Origin of the sequence: Algoriphagus oliviformis (assembly GCF_017254915.1) — a bacterium.
GTDB classification, from domain to species: Bacteria; Bacteroidota; Bacteroidia; order Cytophagales; family Cyclobacteriaceae; genus Algoriphagus; species Algoriphagus oliviformis.
The window spans coordinates 71,254-88,450 of record NZ_JAFKCT010000001.1 but is presented as its reverse complement, the minus strand read 5'-3'; the positions used below and the strand labels follow the sequence as shown (position 1 = coordinate 88,450).

Sequence of the window (17,197 nt, the reverse complement as noted above, 5' to 3'; positions counted from 1 at the left end):
ATACTCCCCTGCGCTGGTGAAATATAAACGTGTTTGGGTGAAAAACCGGAATAGGGACTAAAGCCGGCCCAGCTCCGTGACTGCCCTATTTCAGCAAGTTCTCGAAAATCGGTTGCAGCTCATCCGCAATGATCCGGTAGCCCTTGTCCGAGGGGTGCAGGCCGTCGTAGGTGATTGCGATGGTCTTTTCCGGATAGGGATACTCGTCCTGCTCGGGGTCAAAGGGCAGATTGGCAAAGTCGGGGTAGCGGTATTTTTGGTATTTTCCGGTCTCTGGGTTTTTGAGCCACTTGTAGTTTACCAGGTCGGGGAAGTCCATTTTTCTCTGGTGATAAAGGTTCACCACCGGCAGGTTTTTGGCAGTGCCGATGCCTTTGATCGCGTCCGCAAAATCCTCGAGGTCCTGCCCGTTTTTCTCCTGATAGGATCCAAAGGCGTTGTTTTTGGGGTTGTTGATGTACACAAAATCCACCCGCTTCATGGGCGTGATCAGGATGATTTTCGCTTCGGGATTGAGCAGATAGATCTTGTCGAGGATGACCCGAAAGGCACCGTTGACCGTCTCATGCCCGGTTCCGTTTTGGAAGTCCGAGAGGCTGCCTAGGGGCTTTCCTCCCCACCAGTCGTTGGTACCGAGGAAGATGCTGTAAATGTCCGCCCTAGGGATCTCCAGCTTGTCAAACTCCTGCGCGATCCGCACGGCAGTCCAGCCGTTGTAGCCTTTGTTGACGACCTGGAGCTCTGGAAATTTTTCCCTGATGAGTGTGAGATAGCCCTTGCTGATCCTGTTGCCGGTTTCGTCGGGATGGTCGTTGAGGTAGGTGATGGAGTCGCCGATGGCGACCCAAGTGACGGGATCGGGGTTTTTCGCTGCGAAAAAGAGCAGGCAGAGGGATAGGAAGAGAAGCTTTTTCATAGGTGGTTTTAAAAACAGGGGCGCGGATTCGGCTTTCCAAAATAGGATTTCCCGCCAAATAGCCCGTCCGGATCTTTCCGGGAAAAAGTGCTTCCGCGCAATTTTTTGCAACGAAAGCGGGCTTGGGGCAAGGGATTGCCTATTTTTAGAAAAATCCATCCTCATGAAAATACGCTTGCTGCTGTTGGTTTGCCTGATGTCCAGCCAAGCCCTGTCCGCCCGGCAAGGGCAGTCCCCGCTCCAGTCCCACAGCTTTTCGCAGATCCAGATCACGGATTCTTTTTGGAAGCCCAAGCTCGAAAAAGTGGCCCAAAAGTCCCTGCCTGCCGCGATCTACCAGACGGAAGTCAAAACCGGGAGAATCCGCAATTTTGAAAAAGCCGCGCGAAAACTAGGGGAGGCGCACGAGGGTATCTACTACGACGACAGTGACGTGTACAAACTGCTGGAGGCCATGGCCTATTCCCTGCAGAATTTTCCGGATGCCGAGCTGGAGCGTAAAGCCGACGAATGGATCGCCAAAATCGCCGCCGCCCAGGAGGCAGACGGCTACCTCAATACGTACTATACCCTGACCGGCCTGCAAAATCGGTGGACGGACATGGAAAAACACGAAGCCTACTGCGCGGGGCACCTGATGGAGGCGGGCGTAGCCTACTACCAGGCTACCGGCAAGCGGCAATTGCTGGAGGTGGCGACCCGGATGGCGGATCACATCGACGGGCAATTTCGCCAGGCAAACCAGCCTTGGGTGACGGGGCATGAGGAGATCGAGCTGGCGCTGGTGAAGCTGTACAAGACCACGGGAGAAAGGCGATACCTGGATCTGGCGGATTGGTTTCTTGACCAGCGGGGCAGGGGATTCGGCAAGGGGGCCATTTGGGACAAGGCAGAGTGGGGGCCGGACTATGCCCAGGATGGCGTGCCAGTCAAACAGCAAAAAGAAATCACCGGACATGCCGTGCGTGCCATGTACCTCTACACTGGTGCCGCGGACGTGGCCGTGAGCAAAAACGACCCAGGCTACATGAATGCGATGAAGACGGTGTGGGAGGATGTGGTCTATCGCAATATGTATGTCACCGGGGGGATCGGTTCCTCGGGGAGCAACGAGGGCTTTTCCCTAGACTACGACCTACCCAATGAGCATGCCTACGCCGAGACCTGTGCGTCGGTCGGCATGGTGTTTTGGAACCAGCGTATGAACCTGCTCGAAGGGCAGGCCCAGTACATCGATGTGCTGGAGCGGAGTCTCTACAATGCCGCCTTGGACGGGCTGAGCCTGACGGGGGATCATTTTTTCTACGGAAATCCTCTGGCCTCCTCCGGGCAGCATGCGCGCAAAGAGTGGTTTGGCACGGCCTGCTGTCCTTCCAACATCTCCCGGCTGGTCGCCTCGGTGGGCGACTACATCTATGTGAAAAACGAGTCGGCGCTCTGGGTCAACCTGTTTATCGGGAATCGGACTGAGTTTGACGTCGCGGGGACCAAAGTGGCGGTGGAGATGGAGACGGAGTTCCCCTGGGACGGAAAGGTGTCCCTTTCCCTCGATCCTCAAAAGGCCGCCCGCTTTGCGCTCAATCTCCGGATTCCCGGATGGGTGGGTGGTGAACCTGTACCAGGCGAGCTTTATCGGTTTTTGGATGAGGGTACGGATGGACTGACGCTTCTGGTGAACGGTGAAAAGGTGGACTTTCAGACCAAAAACGGCTATGCGGTGCTGGATAGGGAATGGAAAAAGGGCGACCGCATCACTTATGCCATGCCTATGGAGGTGAGGGAGCTGCGATCGCGTCCGGAGGTCTTGGCCAATACCGACCGAGTCGCCATACAGCGGGGCCCCTTGGTGTATTGTGTGGAGGGCGCGGACAACGGGCCTGGGCTGTCAGAGCTGATCGTGCCGGAGAATGTAAGCTTTGAAGTGGTAGATGCGCGGGTCTTGGACGAAGCCGTCCGAGCGGTGAGGCTCACGGGTTCGTTGGACTCTGGGCCGGTGTCGGCGCTGGCTATTCCCTACTATACCTGGGCAAACAGGGGGGCAAACGACATGTATGTCTGGCTCCGCAAGGAAAAATGAGCCTGAGCCGATCTTTGAAGCGAGTTACAGGTTGGAAATTACTTATCTTTCTAGTCTCTAAACCATCACTTTTATCCTAAATTCTTTACAGCATGAAAAAATTAGCTTTAGTGTGCCTATTGTTTTTGGCAGGAAATCTGGCTTTTGCCCAAACCGCCCCGAGCGCAAATCCCTGGTATCTGGTCTCGGCTTCAGAAACCATCCTTTCCTGGGGAAATGTGGAGGCCACGGGGCTGGAGACAAAAAACATCGCGCGCTTCACGCCTTTTATCAACATTGGCCTGCACCTGCATCGCGACTTCAATGAAAAGACCGGCTTCTACACCGGGATCGCCTCGCGGAACGTCGGTATCATCACCGACCTCAACGACTCCATCCGCATGAAGCAGCGGGTCTACACCGTGGGCATTCCCGTGGCGTTTAAGTTTGGCGACATGAAGGGCAACCTGCTCGCTGCCGGCATCGACAATGAGTTTGCACTGAACTACAAGCAGAAGAAATATGTGAACGACGAGAAGTCCAAGACCAACGTCTGGTTTAGCAACCGAACCAACATTTACCTTCCCTCGGTCTTTGCGGAGCTGAAGTCCAAAAAAGGAAACTACATCCGCTTCAAGTATTATCTGACCGACTTCCTCAAAGAGAATAATCAGGCGGTCAATGAACCGGGAGTGAGCTATGTGCCGACCCAAAGTACGATGATGTATGTCTCGGTGGGCTATATGATCAAGACACGGGAGCTGGTGAAGTAGTCTGGACAACACATTAAATCTCAGGGCTGCGCCAATCGCGCAGCTTTTTTTTTGCCTTCCGGAAAGGCGGCGGATTTTACCTTGAAGGCGGCTTTTTGACGAGGGCGGAAGGGGAGCGCAGAAGCGGGAAAATCCCGCGGTGAAGCCAAGGGTTGGCGTTTCGTTTTTTAAAATCTAATTTTGGGGCCGTTTTCCGCCTTTTCCAGGTCCTTTCCCGCAGGTGGTTTTGGGCCGGATTGCAGGACTTGTTTTGTGTTCTTGCCTGCGGAAAAACGCCGCCCGACATGACCGCCCTCCCTTACCCCATTTCTGATGAAACAGTATTTGAATCTATTTGACCTTTCGCAAAAGGTAGACTACAAAACCGAAGTCTTGTCCGGGCTGACCGTCGCTTTGGCACTCGTGCCAGAGGCCGTGGCCTTTGCCCTCATCGCCGGGCTGTCTCCGCTGACTGGCCTCTATGCGGCATTTATGATGGGGTTGGTGACCTCAGTTTTCGGAGGCCGTCCAGGCATGATCAGCGGTGCGACCGGAGCCGTGGCCGTAGTTTTGGTGACCTTGGTCAAAAGCCACGGCGTGGAGTATGTCTTTGCCACGGTCGTCCTCGCTGGGATTTTGCAACTTGCCGCGGGTCTCCTGCGACTGGGCAAGCTCATCCGCCTGGTGCCCCATCCGGTGATCTTTGGCTTTGTCAATGGCCTGGCTATCATCATCTTCATGTCACAGCTGGACCAGTTCAAGGACGCCTCCGGCAACTGGCTCACTGGAAGCACGCTCTATATCCTGTTGGGATTGGTGCTGCTGACCATGCTGATCATTTGGGGATTGCCCAAGCTGACCAAGGTCGTTCCCGCTTCGCTTACTGCCATTTTGGTCGTTTTTGGCCTGGTATTTTTCCTGGGCATCGATACGAGGACCGTCGGCGACATCGCCTCCATCCAGGGTGGTTTTCCTCCCTTTCATATCCCCAGCATTCCCTTTACCTGGGAGGCTTTGATGACGATTTTGCCTTATTCTGCCATTGTCGCGGGGGTAGGTCTGATCGAAAGCTTGCTCACCCTGAATATCGTGGACGAGATCACCGAAACCCGTGGTCGGGGCAACAAGGAGGCTGTGGCCCAAGGTACGGCCAATATCCTTTCTGGGCTTTTCTCCGGCATGGGAGGCTGCGCGATGATCGGCCAGAGCTTGATCAACGTGTCCAATGGCGCGAGGGCCAGGCTTTCGGGAATTGTCGCCTCGGTGATGCTGCTGGTGTTTGTGATGTTTGGGTCGGGATTGATCGAGAAAGTACCCATGGCGGCGCTCACCGGACTGATGATCATGGTGTCCATCGGGACCTTTGAGTGGGCGAGTTTGAAGACGTTCACCAAGTTTCCGAAGTCGGATATTTTTGTCATGGTATTGGTCACACTAGTCACCGCGGTATTGCATAACCTGGCCCTGGCTGTGGTGATCGGAGTGGTGATTGCCGCGCTGGTTTTCGCCTGGGACAACGCCAAGCGCATCCGTGCCAGGAAGTACGTCGACGAGCAGGGCGTGAAGCACTACGAGATCTATGGCCCGCTGTTTTTTGGCTCTGTGGCGGCTTTCAACGAAAAGTTTGAAGTACTCACCGATCCGGTCGAGGTGATCATTGATTTTGCCGAGAGCCGCGTGGTGGACATGTCCGCCATCGAGGCGCTTAACAAGATCACCGAGCGCTATCACAAGGTGGGCAAAAAAGTACACCTCAAGCACCTCAGTCCCGACTGCAGGCAGCTGATCCGAAACGCCGAGGCAATCATCGACGTCAACGTGATCGAGGATCCGACCTACAAGGTCATTTCCGACTGATCTTTTTGAAGATTTTAAAAAAAAAACCAAAAGCCCCAGGGTAGTGAACCCTGGGGCTTTTGTGTAAATGCTGCACCAATGAAGCGGCTTAGTTGCTTTCGATCACCTGGCCGCGCTCGCGATAGAGGTCGACCGGCCCGTCCAGCAATACGGCCAAAACGGTGATGTCCTTGTCGTACACGTTGTCCGGGATGTCGATGTATTTCATGCCCGGTACGGCGCTCCAGTACATCTTTCCGACCTCGCGGGACTGGAGCTTGGTGCCGTTGCCCACGACCCACACGCGCTGGATTTTGTTTTTCAAGCCTTTGATGGCCAGGGACTCGTTGACTTTGTAGTCCAGGTAGATGTAGAGGATGGTCTTGTCCGCGGAGAGCGTCGTCGGAGCGTACACGTGCCCGTCGGGGATACCGGCTTGGGTGTCGTAGATCGCCGATTCGTGTTTGGAAGTCCAGCGGCCAAATTCCTTCAGGATGTTTTCTGCCTCAGTTGGGATGGAGCCGTCAGGCTTTGGGCCGAAGTCCAGCAGCAGATTGCCGCCCATATGGAGGCAGTCTACGAAGATGCGGAGCAGTTCGCTCGGGCTTTTGTATTGGTGGTCGTTGCCCTGGTAGCCCCAGCTGTTGTTCATGGTCATGCAGAGTTCCCAGTAGTCTTCCTTTGGACGGGAGACAGGGACGCCCTGCTCGGGGGTGGCGTAGTCGCCAAATCCCGGACCGAGTCGGGAGTTGATAATCAAGTTGGGGTTGTAGCCCAGCAGCTTTTTCTTCAGCTCGGCGCTTCTCCACTCCTCGGGCTTGTGCTCCCAGTCCCCGTCAAACCAGTAGAGATCGGGCTTGTATTGGGTGGAGAGCTCGCTCAGCTGCGCAAAGTTAAAGTCGGTAAACTTACGGAAGCGCTCGGGGTCGTTTTTGTAGCGGAAAGTCTCGCGGGTCTGCCGATCATAGTCTGGGTGTGACCAATCGAGCACGGAGAAGTAGATGCCTTTTTTCAGGCCTTGGGATTCCAGGGCCTGCATGAAAGGCCCTACGAGATCCTTGCCAGCCGGAGTCTTTTTCACCACCGAGAGCTCGCTGGCCTGGGTATCCCAAAGTGCCACGCCATCGTGGTGTTTGGCCGTCAGGACGGCGTATTTGGCACCGCTGTCTTTGATCAGCCTCGCCCACTTCTCTGGATCGTAGTTGGCGGCGGTGAAGCCAGCCGCCTGTTTCATGTAGTCCTCGTACTGGATGTAGTCGTTGAAAAATGACCAGGACTCGTCGATCCCGTTGACCGAGTAGATGCCCCAGTGGATAAAGATGCCCAGCTTCGCTTTTTGAAACCAGTCCATCTTTTCTTTTTCGGGATTGTCTTGGGCTTGGAGGGGAAGCGTGGCTAGGCCTGTGAAAAGAAAGGCCAAGAGAATGACGCTTCGGAGTCGTAAATTGGGGTAGGGTGTCATTAGGATAAAATAGATGCTGTCCCAAAACTAGGTGATATGCCCTACTTTTCAACTTTAATGAGCGGATAAAGTGCGTTTCAGGGAAGCAAAGCCTTCCATTATTTCCGCGAATCCTATTGTTTTTCAATTGGGTTCCTTACCTTTGCCACCCGAAAGGAGGTGTATACTATGATCATTGTAAACGTAAAAGAGAACGAATCCATCGAAAAAGCGCTGAAGCGCTTCAAAAAGAAGTTTGACAAAACCGGTGCGGTTCGCGAACTCAGAGCCCGTCAGGCGTTCACCAAACCTTCTGTCGTAAGAAGAGCACAGGTCATCAAGGCTGCTTACAAACAACAACTTCGCAACGAAGAGATGAAGTAATCAGAACTGATTCCCCATACAGACGCACTTGTCCCTCAGGCAAGTGCGTTTTTGTTTTTATATGCCTCTGATTTTTGTCAGCCAAGGCTTCCCGTTTTTCCGTTATCTTTTCAGTAATGATCGACTCTTTCATCAACTACCTCGAGTACGAAAAGCGGAGCAGTCCGCACACCGTCATCGCCTACCGCAAGGACCTGGAGCAGGCCCAGGATTTCGTAGGCCTTTCTTTTGACGGGATGTCCTTGGACACCAGTACCCACTCGGAGCTGAGGGCCTGGGTGATCGATCTGGTGGAGCAGGGACTGAGCACGACGACCGTCAACCGCAAAATCGCTACCCTGAGGTCTTTTTTCAAGTTTTTGCTCCGGTCAGGGATGGTTTCCCAAGACCCCACCTACAAGTTAAAGTCCCTTAAAAACCCGAAAAAACTCCCCGAGTTTGTACAAGAAAAGGCCATCGAGGCCGTATTAGAAGAAAGCGTGTACCAGCCGGATTTTGAGGGGCAGCGGGACAGGATGGTGATGGAGTTTTTGTACCTCACAGGCGTCCGTCTGTCGGAGCTGATTTCGCTCCGGTGGAAAGACCTAAATCTGATAGAAGATCAGGTAAAGGTATTGGGCAAGCGCAACAAAGAAAGAATAATCCCCCTGACGAAAATGCTTCGGCAGAATATCATTTTGTATCGCAAAGTATTTGAAGAAAGATTTTCAAAAATTGGGGGGAATGAGTACTTTATTACGAGCAATCGGGGAGAACAAGCCTACTCAATGATGATATATCGGATTGTTAGACATTATCTGGATCTTTTCGCGCAAAACACCCGGCGTAGCCCCCACTTGCTCAGGCACACCTTTGCCACACACCTTCTCAACAAAGGAGCCGATCTCAACGCTGTCAAGGATCTGCTCGGCCACGCCAGCTTGGCCGCCACGCAGGTCTACACACACAATTCAATGGAAAAACTGAAGGCTGTGTTTGAACAGGCACACCCTAAAGCGTAAATAAATCAATTGTTCAACCACTTAAATGCAAATCGCTATGAAACTGCAGATGCACTCCATCCACTTTGACGCGGATATCAAACTGATCGACTTTATTCAGAAAAAGGCTGACAAACTGGACACCTTTTACGACAGGATTATCGATGGAGAGGTTTTTATGAGGCTCGATAAAAACGAGAAAAACGAAAATAAGATAGTCGAAATCAAACTCAACGTTCCCGGAAAGCAGTTTTTTGCCAAAAACCAGTCCGACTCCTTCGAGGCGGCGGCAGACGAGGCAATCGAGGGCTTGAGACGCCAAATCAAGAAACACAAAGAAAAAGTCGTGCTGGTCAAACAGTAAGACGGACAAATAAATAGATGAAAGCCCCCGGGAAACTGGGGGCTTTTTTATTTTTGCCTTCCCGCATGAAATCAGAATCCCGCTACACCCTAGGCTTTTGGACCATCACGCTTTTGCTGGTGGTCGTGAAGGTACTCTTCACCCTCCGTCCGGAAGTCAACCTGTTTACCGAAGAGGCCCAGTATTGGCTTTGGTCGCAAAACATGGCCTGGCACTACTACTCCAAGCCTCCGCTCGTCGCCGTCCTCAACTACCTGAGCACCGCCATCCTGGGCAATACCGAGCTGGGCGTGCGGATCAACGCGATCCTTTCGGGGGTCGGGATCTCTTGGGTGACCTTCCTTTTCGGCTCGTATTTGTATGACAAACGGGCCGGCTTCTGGGCGGCGATGGTCATGAACGCGATGCCCGTCTGGTGGCTGGCTTCTACCTTCCACATGACGGATTCTTCGCTGACTTTCTTTTGGGCGCTGGGGACTTATTTGGCCTTTCGGGCGATCCGGGAGGGAAAAAAGTCCTGGTGGATCTGGGCGGGGATCGCCACGGCCTTTGGCTTGATGGCCAAAGTCGTGATGGGCTTGCTGCTGCCCGTGGTCTTTCTGTACTTGCTTTTTACCCGAAGCCTGAAAGCAAATCTGGGCAATTTCGCGCTTTTCGTCGGGGTGAGTTTGCTGGGTTTTGTGCCGGCGCTGATCTGGAACTTTCAAAACAACTTCGACACCTTCAAGCATCTCGCCACGCTGGGTGGAGCAGGAGGAGGAGAGTCGAAGTCGCTGGATTTGGGCAGCTCGTTGAAGTGGTTTTTGGAATATTTCTCCGGGCAGCTGGCGATCATTTCCGCGTTTTTGCTTCCTGCCTGGGTGGCTTGCTTTCGGGAGCTTATCAAGACCAAAGACAAGCCTTCCATCTACCTCGTTTTGCCCGGCCTGCTGACCTTTTTGGCTTTTGCGGCATTGAGCTTTATGAAAAGAGTCGAGGTCAATTGGCCGGTTTTTGCCTACACCGGCTTTGCCGTGGTGCTGGGAGCCTGGATCGTGCGACAAAGCGCAGCATGGAGAAAGTACGCATCGGTGGCGATCGTGCTGAGTATCGTGATTCCGGCAATTTTTATCCTGCCGGATGTCACTGGTTTGAAGTCCATTCCCGCTTTGGAAAAGGGCGAGCAAAAGGCTTTCAATCGCCTCAGTGGACATGAAGCACTGGCTGAGCGACTCGATTTTCTCCAAGACAGTCTTGAGCTGAATGGGGAATTTTACTTTTCGGACTCCTATCACACCGCCTCCGAGTTGTCCTTTTATCTCGATGGCCATCCGCAGAGCTACGTGATGAACATGGGCTCGCGCAAAAACCAATGGGATCTCTGGGAGGATATGAGCCAGTTTTTGGACAAAGGAAATGTGGGCGTGTTTGTGAGCATGAACCACGAGACCATGGACGGGCGAGCCGCTTTTGACGAGCTGATCCACGAGGAGACTTTCGTGCCTTATTTTGGGGAATATCCAATCCGAAAAGTCAAAATCCAGATTTGGAGGAATCTCCGGTCCTATCAGCCTTTCATCCCGGATTCGTACTAGCGCAGGCCTCTCCCAGCTTAATTTTTGTCCCCCAAGCGAAAATGGGCTACTTTTGGGGAAATTTTCGCACATGACCAAGCCGCTGATTTCCGTTGTCATCACCGTGTACAACGAGGAGGATAACATCCAACCGCTCCTGGAAGCCACCTATGCGGCTCTGTCCGAGATCGACTACGAGGTGATTCTCGTCGAGGACGGCTCCACTGACCGTACCGTGTCGGAGGTGAAAAAATACGCCAACGAGCGCACCAAGCTGATCATCTTCAACCGAAACTATGGTCAGACCACGGCTCTGGCTGCGGGAATCGATATGGCCACCGGCGAGTATATTGCCACGATGGACGGGGATCTCCAAAACGACCCAACAGACATTCCGGTGATGCTGCAAAAGGCGATAGATGAAGACTGGGACGTAGTGGCCGGCCGTCGCGCCAACCGAAAAGATGGTTTTGTCCTGCGAAAAATCCCGAGCAAAATCGCCAACTGGGTCATCCGAAATACCACCAAAGTTTACCTGAAGGACTACGGCTGCACGCTGCGCGTCTACAAGGCCGACATCGCCCAAAACATGGGGCTGTACGGGGAATTGCACCGCTTCATTCCCGTTCTTGCCAAGCAGCAGGGCGCGAAGATGACCGAAATGGATGTGAAGCACCACCCACGCATCCATGGCGAATCGAAGTATGGGTTGAGCCGCACATTTAAGGTAATGTCGGATCTCATTCTGATGCTTTTCTTTCAAAAGTATTTCCAGCGGCCGATCCATTTGTTTGGGGGGATAGGCTTGATTTCTTTTTTGCTGGGCTCGCTGATCAGCTTTTACCTATTGGTGTTGAAGCTCCTTGGCGAAGACATCTGGGGAAGGCCGATCATGATTTTGGGTTTTATCCTCATTCTCGGCGGGATACAGCTGATCACCACGGGCATCATCGCCGAGATCATCGTCCGGACTTATTTCGAGTCACAGGATAAAAAGACCTACAAGATCAAGTCGGTGTATCAGGGAGTTGGAGCTGCAGTGGGCAGTCTCAGCGGGCAGTAGGCAATATTTTTTGTAAAATCTAATTTTTGCCACGCTTGAGCCAAAAGAGCCGTATCGGAAACCAGCTGAAAACCGCGCTGAAGCTGTCATTGACTGGCCTGGCGCTGTATCTGGTGTTTCGCAAGATCGATACGGAGCAGCTGTTGGGATTGGTGAAGACCATCCATTGGCTTTGGCTGCTTCCGGCGGTGCTGCTTTTTGTGCTGAGCAAGGTGGCCACCGCTTTTCGCCTCAATGGCTATTTCAAAAACATCGGACTTCACATTTCTGAAGGCCAAAACTGGCGGCTTTACCTCGTGGGGATGTTTTACAATCTCTTCCTTCCTGGCGGCATCGGCGGCGACGGCTACAAGGTCTATCTGCTGAATAAGCATTTCAAAACTCCCGTCAAAAAGCTGATCCAAGCGGCCCTTTTGGACAGGCTGGGAGGCTTGGTGGCGATTGTGTTCCTGCTCTTTGGGTTCTTTTTGCTGGTGGAGGTCCAGATCGGCTGGCTGGAGTCTGGTCTCTGGAACGGCCTGATGGTTGCTGGGCTGGTGCTGACTATCCCCGCATTCTGGCTGGCGCAAAAGCTGTTTTTCAAGGATTTTCTGCCTTCTTTTTGGTTGGGCAATGCCTGGTCTTTCGCCGGGCAAGTGGCGCAGTTGGTGTGCGCATGGTTTATCCTTTTGTCGCTCGGTATCCATGAAAAGCAGCTGGCCTACCAGTTGGTCTTTTTGCTTTCGTCCATCGTGGCGGTGTTGCCGCTGACGATAGGAGGAGTGGGTGCCCGAGAGCTGGTCTTTGTCTATGCCCATACCTACGCAGGCATCGAAGAGACGGCCGCGGTGGCTTTCAGCATGATCTTTTTCCTGATCTCCGCGCTGGTTTCGCTGGTCGGGGCTGGGATTCGTGTTGATTTTTCAGAAAAATCGTAATCGTCAATAAATCAGTAAAATAGGTTTTTGTCATCCTTGCATATTTAAAATGCCACTTTAAATATGCAAGGATGGATCTTGGTTCAAAAGTGGATAAAAGCTCCTTTTTCCTACCTTTGCCCAAATTCCGAAATCCATGACCAGAGCCGAGCTTTTTGCCCAAATCCAGAAAAAATCTTCCTTTCTATGTGTAGGACTTGATCCGGATCTGGCGAAAATCCCCGCTCGCCTTCGCTCCGAGCCTGATCCGATTTTTAGCTTTTGCAAGGCAATCATCGAGGAGACGGCTGACTATGCTGTCGCCTACAAGCCGAACATTGCTTTTTTCGAAGCCCTAGGATCAAAGGGATGGGAGACGCTGCAAAAAGTACAGGAGCTCATCCCCCGGGATATTTTTACCATTGCCGATGCCAAGCGGGGCGATATAGGCAATACCTCGAAGCTTTATGCGAAAGCTTTTTTTGAGCAGATGGATTTCGACTCCGTGACCGTCGCCCCTTATATGGGCGAGGATTCGGTGAGTCCCTTCTTGGAGTTTGCCGACAAGTGGGTGGTGCTGTTGGCGCTGACCTCCAATGCGGGTTCGCTGGACTTTCAGCTGATCAAGGACGAGACCGGCAGGCCGCTCTACCAATCGGTGCTGGAGAAAAGCCAAGAATGGGGTACGCCTGAAAACCTGATGTATGTGGTCGGCGCGACGCGGGGAGAGCTGATTGGAGAGGTGCGGAAGGTCGTTCCGGATAATTTTTTCCTTGTTCCCGGAGTAGGTGCTCAGGGCGGGAGCTTAGCGGACGTGGCCAAGTATGGGATGAACTCGCATTGCGGGCTATTGGTCAATTCGAGCCGGGGGATCATATATGCTTCCCAGGGCAAGGACTTTGCCGTGGCTGCCAGGTCTGAAGCGGCTAAGCTTCAGGCAGAAATGGCCGGGCTTCTGGCGCGGTATCTTTGATTGTCAAGCCATACAAAGAAGGTTTTATTAATAGGGCAATTGGACTAAATGCAAGAATCCAATTGATTTATTTTTAGTTGTATTGGGTTTTATATAGGGGCTTTGATAATTTTTTTTCGCAATTATCCCCAATCGAATTCTTTATCCCCTTGAATCACAGGAAGTAAATCCCCTTTCAAAAAATTTGGAATCGCGTGCAGGTATCTAGGTTCTGTACAATTTTTTGCATCTGAAATGGCTGATGGCCAAATAAGTATTTGTCAAAACGGATTTTGGAGTGATGTATTCGGCGGTGTTTTCGCAGGCCAGTGAAATATTTTTTTACCAAACTGCCTTTGTTCGATAGTTTTTTTCTTCTAAGTGACTTCCATTATTCAAAAAAAATTATTTGTTTTCGGGTACTTTTAAAAGAAATTTCATTTTGAAGTAACATTCTTTTAAACAAATTGAATAACCCCTAACTACTTATTGCATGAAAACAAAGAATACCAAGTCAACTTCAGTAAACTCCAGTTCTTTTTAACAAATGAATTTTAAGTAACTCAACCCAACAGCAAATGAAAAAACAAGTACCCCAGCAATTGAAGCAAAAGGGCCTTTTCGGAAGAACAGGGACTATCCTTTTGGCTCAGGGCATGTTTTTGGGAGCCGTGTTTTCCACACAGGCGGCGCCAAAGACTGCTGCAAGTCTGCTTCCCTCCGTCACTTACTCGGTGAAGGCAGAGGCGGACGTTACGATCAAAGGGACAGTGAATGACGCGACCGGAAACCCACTTCCGGGAGCGACGGTTACCGTATTGGGTACCACCAGAGGTACTGTCACCGACCTAAACGGTGCGTACTCCATCGTGGTGCCGGAAAATTCCACCTTGGTGTTTTCCTATTTGGGATATGCTTCCCAAAACATCGAAGTAGGAAGCAGAACAGTCATCGACGTGACCCTCGAAGAGGAGACGTCCAACCTGAACGAGTTTGTGGTGACCTCCTTTGGTATGGCCAAAGAGCAAAAGTCCCTCGGCTACGCAACTACCACCATCAAGGCCGACGAGCTGATCAAAGTGGGTACGCCAAACGTGGCGACCGCTCTCTACGGTAAGGCTCCGGGTGTACGTATCCAGACAGGTGCCGGTGGAGCTACCTCAGCGGTAAACATCACCATTCGCGGTATCAACTCCATCACCGGTAAAAACCAGCCGCTGATCGTCTTGGATGGGGTTCCGATCCGAAACGAAGAAGTGACGAACACCAACTACTGGGGTGACCAAAGACTGAGAGGTAACGGCCTCTTGGACATCAACCCTGAGGATATTGACAACATCTCCATCCTGAAAGGTGCATCAGCAGCCGCCCTTTATGGTTCTGAGGCCGTAAACGGTGTCGTATTGATCACCACCAAGAAAGGTACTGCCGGAGCCAAAGGCTTCTCGGTTGACTTCAATGCCAACGTGTCTTTCGATAAGATTGCCTATCTGCCAAGATATCAGACGGTCAGAGGTTTGGGTGCCCCTAAGCACGTGGCAAACTTAGGCCAGAGCGAAGATGGCTTCAACTACGAAGCCGGAACCGGTATCAGAATCCAGCCCAACACTTCCATCAACTTTGGCCCAGAATTCGACGGCCAGCCGATGATGGCTTGGGATGGGGTACAGCGCCCTTACGTAGATCAGGGAGACAACTATGCGGCATTGTTTAACAGCCCGGTGAGCTCCCAGTTCAACGTGGCGGTATCCAACAGCTCCGACAAGGGAAGCTTACGCCTCTCCCTGACCCGTCAGGACAACGAGGCGCTGAGCTTGAACTCCAAAAACAGCAAAAACATCATGAACCTGAACTCCACCTATAACCTGAACAAAAAGGTGAAAGTGGACCTGATGGTGAACTATATCAATCAAAATACAGCCAACCGCCCCGTATCGGTAGACCGTATGATCAACAACTTCTCCGGTATGATGTCCCGATTTGACAATGGGGCTTGGTATCTGAACAAGTACCAGACCAGCGATGGCTACAGATTTGTCACCGGAAACGGTCAGAGCTCTACTCCTGACGAAAACATTGTCTACAACGGTTTCAGGGGAGATATCGCTGACTACGTATGGAGAGTAAACAAAAACCTCGCTTCCGAGCTCAGCAACCGTGTGATTGGTAGCTTGACCACCCACTATCAGATCACTGATGAGTTGAACTTCCGTGCACGTCTCTCTACCGATATTACTTCCAGATACTCTGAGACCAAAGACTACACCACTCGTCCTTTGGCTTTCGGACCTTCAGGAGGTTTTGGGATGCAGGACGAAAACTACAGCATCCTTTACGGAGACTTGATGCTGACCTACAGCAAAAAGCTCACAGACGAGATCACGCTGAGCGCAATGGCTGGCTACACCGCCAGAAAGGATGAAGCAAACATGATCAGCAGAAGCACCAATGGTGGTCTGAGCAGTGAAAACCTCTTCGACATCGTAGCTTCGACTAACCTGCCTAACAACAACTCCTGGAGAAGATACCAAGTGATCGACGCAGCGATCGGTACCGTGAACTTTGACTACAAAAACATGTGGTTTGTGGAAGGTACTGTGCGTAAAGACCGTACTTCTACCATGAATCCGGACAACAATGCCTTTGTCTATCCTTCCGTAAACACGGCTTTGACGCTGTCAGATGCATTTGAACTGCCAAGCTTCATTACCTTCTCTAAATTGAGAGGATCTTGGGGTATTGTGGGTAACTACCCCGATATCTACGGCGCCAATATCGCGTATACCCAAAATACACTGGGTGTGCAGCAAACGGGTGGATCTGCGGTACTGTACACCACAATCCCTACCTCTTTCGGAAACGACGGAATCAAGCCGGAGCAAAAGCATGAGTTTGAATTTGGATTGGATACCCGTCTGTTCAACAACCGCCTGGGAGTCGACCTTTCTTACTACAACGCCCAGATCCGTGACCAGATCCTTCCTTTGACCCTGCCTGCCAGCTCCGGAGCGAGATCTGTATTGACCAACATCGGTACGCTGAGAAACCAAGGAATTGAACTATCCTTGAACGGTGCCATTTTCTCCACAGCCGATTTCAGATGGGATATGACCCTGAACGTCGCCAGAAACATCAACAAAGTTGAACAATTGGCAAACAATGCTACCGAACTCCTGCATGCTGACTATGATGGCAACGCCGCTCAGCTTCGTTCTGTGGTAGGCCGACCAATGGGTGACTTCTATGCACGTCCGATTGAGACAGATGCCAACGGCAACAAAATCGTGCAGCCAAACGGACTGTATAAAATCGACCCGAACAACTGGATCCAGGTAGGCAATGCCATGCCGGATGCTGTGGGCGGATTTATTAACAATCTGGAATATAAAAACTTCACCTTTTCTGCCACCATGGACTTCCAGATCGGTGGGTCTGTGATGCCTACCGGTATCAACTGGATGACCTCCAGAGGTCTGACCGAGCAAAGCTTGAACAACAGAAACGAAGCGACCGGAGGATTGGCCTACTACCTGGTAGACGGCAAGGGAGTACAAGTGCCCCACTCTACTGCTGCTGGACCAAACGGCGAGACCGTCTTCCACGATGGTATGCTGATGGATGGCGTGACTGCAGACGGACAGGCAAACACCAACGTAATCTCCCAGGCCTACTACTACTGGAATACCTACAACTGGGGAGGTCCACAGTACAGCCAGTCTAGATATGAGCTGTACATCGAGGACAATACCTACCTGAAAATGCGTGAGCTTTCTTTGGGCTATACCGTGCCAGCACACATCTCTTCCAAGATCGGAACCAGAAACCTGAACATTTCCATGTACGGAAGAAATCTCTTCTTCCTCTACAGAAATATCAAGGACCTCGATCCGGAAGTATTGACTGGGGGATCCAGATGGACTCAGACGCTGACGTCCGCAGGTACCAACCCGGCGACTAGAACCCTCGGATTTATGCTGAGAGCTAAATTCTAATCATCAGAATGA

Annotated in this window: 13 protein-coding genes; 11 read left to right on the top strand and 2 right to left on the bottom strand. The window is 51.9% G+C overall.

Annotation, left to right across the window (positions count from 1 at the left end; all coding sequences use genetic code 11):
- Positions 1-85: 85 nt before the first annotated feature.
- Positions 86-916 carry an SGNH/GDSL hydrolase family protein gene (locus J0A68_RS00390; RefSeq protein WP_206576197.1) on the bottom strand — a complete coding sequence of 277 codons (831 nt, stop codon included), beginning with the start codon at positions 914-916 and terminating at the stop codon, positions 86-88.
- A 163-nt stretch (positions 917-1,079) separates the two neighbouring features.
- Between J0A68_RS00390 and J0A68_RS00385 the strand changes: the two genes are divergently transcribed.
- The 3 genes from J0A68_RS00385 (at position 1,080) to J0A68_RS00375 (ending at position 5,581) form a co-directional block, all read left to right on the top strand.
- Positions 1,080-2,993, top strand: a complete 1,914-nt coding sequence (locus J0A68_RS00385; protein WP_206576196.1) for a glycoside hydrolase family 127 protein — start codon at positions 1,080-1,082, stop codon at positions 2,991-2,993.
- 92 nt (positions 2,994-3,085) lie between these two features.
- Positions 3,086-3,745 carry a hypothetical protein gene (locus tag J0A68_RS00380; protein ID WP_206576195.1) on the top strand — a complete coding sequence of 220 codons (660 nt, stop codon included), beginning with the start codon at positions 3,086-3,088 and terminating at the stop codon, positions 3,743-3,745.
- Between the two features lie 312 nt (positions 3,746-4,057).
- Positions 4,058-5,581 (top strand): SulP family inorganic anion transporter, encoded by a 1,524-nt coding sequence (locus J0A68_RS00375; protein WP_206576194.1) that lies wholly within the window; start codon positions 4,058-4,060, stop codon positions 5,579-5,581.
- Between the two features lie 88 nt (positions 5,582-5,669).
- On the opposite strand, the gene J0A68_RS00370 is transcribed toward J0A68_RS00375, so the two are convergent.
- Complete coding sequence (locus tag J0A68_RS00370; protein ID WP_236021312.1) at positions 5,670-7,022, bottom strand: alpha-L-fucosidase; 1,353 nt, start codon at positions 7,020-7,022, stop codon at positions 5,670-5,672.
- A 168-nt stretch (positions 7,023-7,190) separates the two neighbouring features.
- Here J0A68_RS00370 and rpsU point away from each other — a divergent pair, with 168 nt between their 5' ends.
- From rpsU to J0A68_RS00330, 8 genes are all read left to right on the top strand, one after another.
- Positions 7,191-7,385 (top strand): 30S ribosomal protein S21, encoded by a 195-nt coding sequence (rpsU, locus tag J0A68_RS00365; protein WP_206570000.1) that lies wholly within the window; start codon positions 7,191-7,193, stop codon positions 7,383-7,385.
- Positions 7,386-7,501: 116 nt separating this feature from the next.
- Positions 7,502-8,386: a tyrosine-type recombinase/integrase gene (locus J0A68_RS00360; RefSeq protein WP_206576193.1), complete on the top strand. Its 885-nt coding sequence runs from the start codon at positions 7,502-7,504 to the stop codon at positions 8,384-8,386.
- A 37-nt stretch (positions 8,387-8,423) separates the two neighbouring features.
- Positions 8,424-8,729, top strand: coding sequence for a ribosome hibernation-promoting factor, HPF/YfiA family (hpf, locus tag J0A68_RS00355; protein WP_206576192.1), 306 nt, complete (start codon positions 8,424-8,426; stop codon positions 8,727-8,729).
- 65 nt (positions 8,730-8,794) lie between these two features.
- Positions 8,795-10,303 (top strand): ArnT family glycosyltransferase, encoded by a 1,509-nt coding sequence (locus J0A68_RS00350; protein WP_206576191.1) that lies wholly within the window; start codon positions 8,795-8,797, stop codon positions 10,301-10,303.
- Between the two features lie 70 nt (positions 10,304-10,373).
- The gene (locus J0A68_RS00345; protein ID WP_206576190.1) at positions 10,374-11,345 is read left to right on the top strand and encodes a glycosyltransferase family 2 protein; all 972 of its coding nucleotides are present in this window, start codon (positions 10,374-10,376) and stop codon (positions 11,343-11,345) included.
- Positions 11,346-11,380: 35 nt separating this feature from the next.
- Positions 11,381-12,262: a lysylphosphatidylglycerol synthase transmembrane domain-containing protein gene (locus J0A68_RS00340; RefSeq protein WP_206576189.1), complete on the top strand. Its 882-nt coding sequence runs from the start codon at positions 11,381-11,383 to the stop codon at positions 12,260-12,262.
- Between the two features lie 136 nt (positions 12,263-12,398).
- The gene (gene pyrF, locus J0A68_RS00335; protein WP_206576188.1) at positions 12,399-13,214 is read left to right on the top strand and encodes an orotidine-5'-phosphate decarboxylase; all 816 of its coding nucleotides are present in this window, start codon (positions 12,399-12,401) and stop codon (positions 13,212-13,214) included.
- Positions 13,215-13,771: 557 nt separating this feature from the next.
- Positions 13,772-17,185: a SusC/RagA family TonB-linked outer membrane protein gene (locus J0A68_RS00330; protein ID WP_236021311.1), complete on the top strand. Its 3,414-nt coding sequence runs from the start codon at positions 13,772-13,774 to the stop codon at positions 17,183-17,185.
- Positions 17,186-17,197 lie beyond the last annotated feature (12 nt).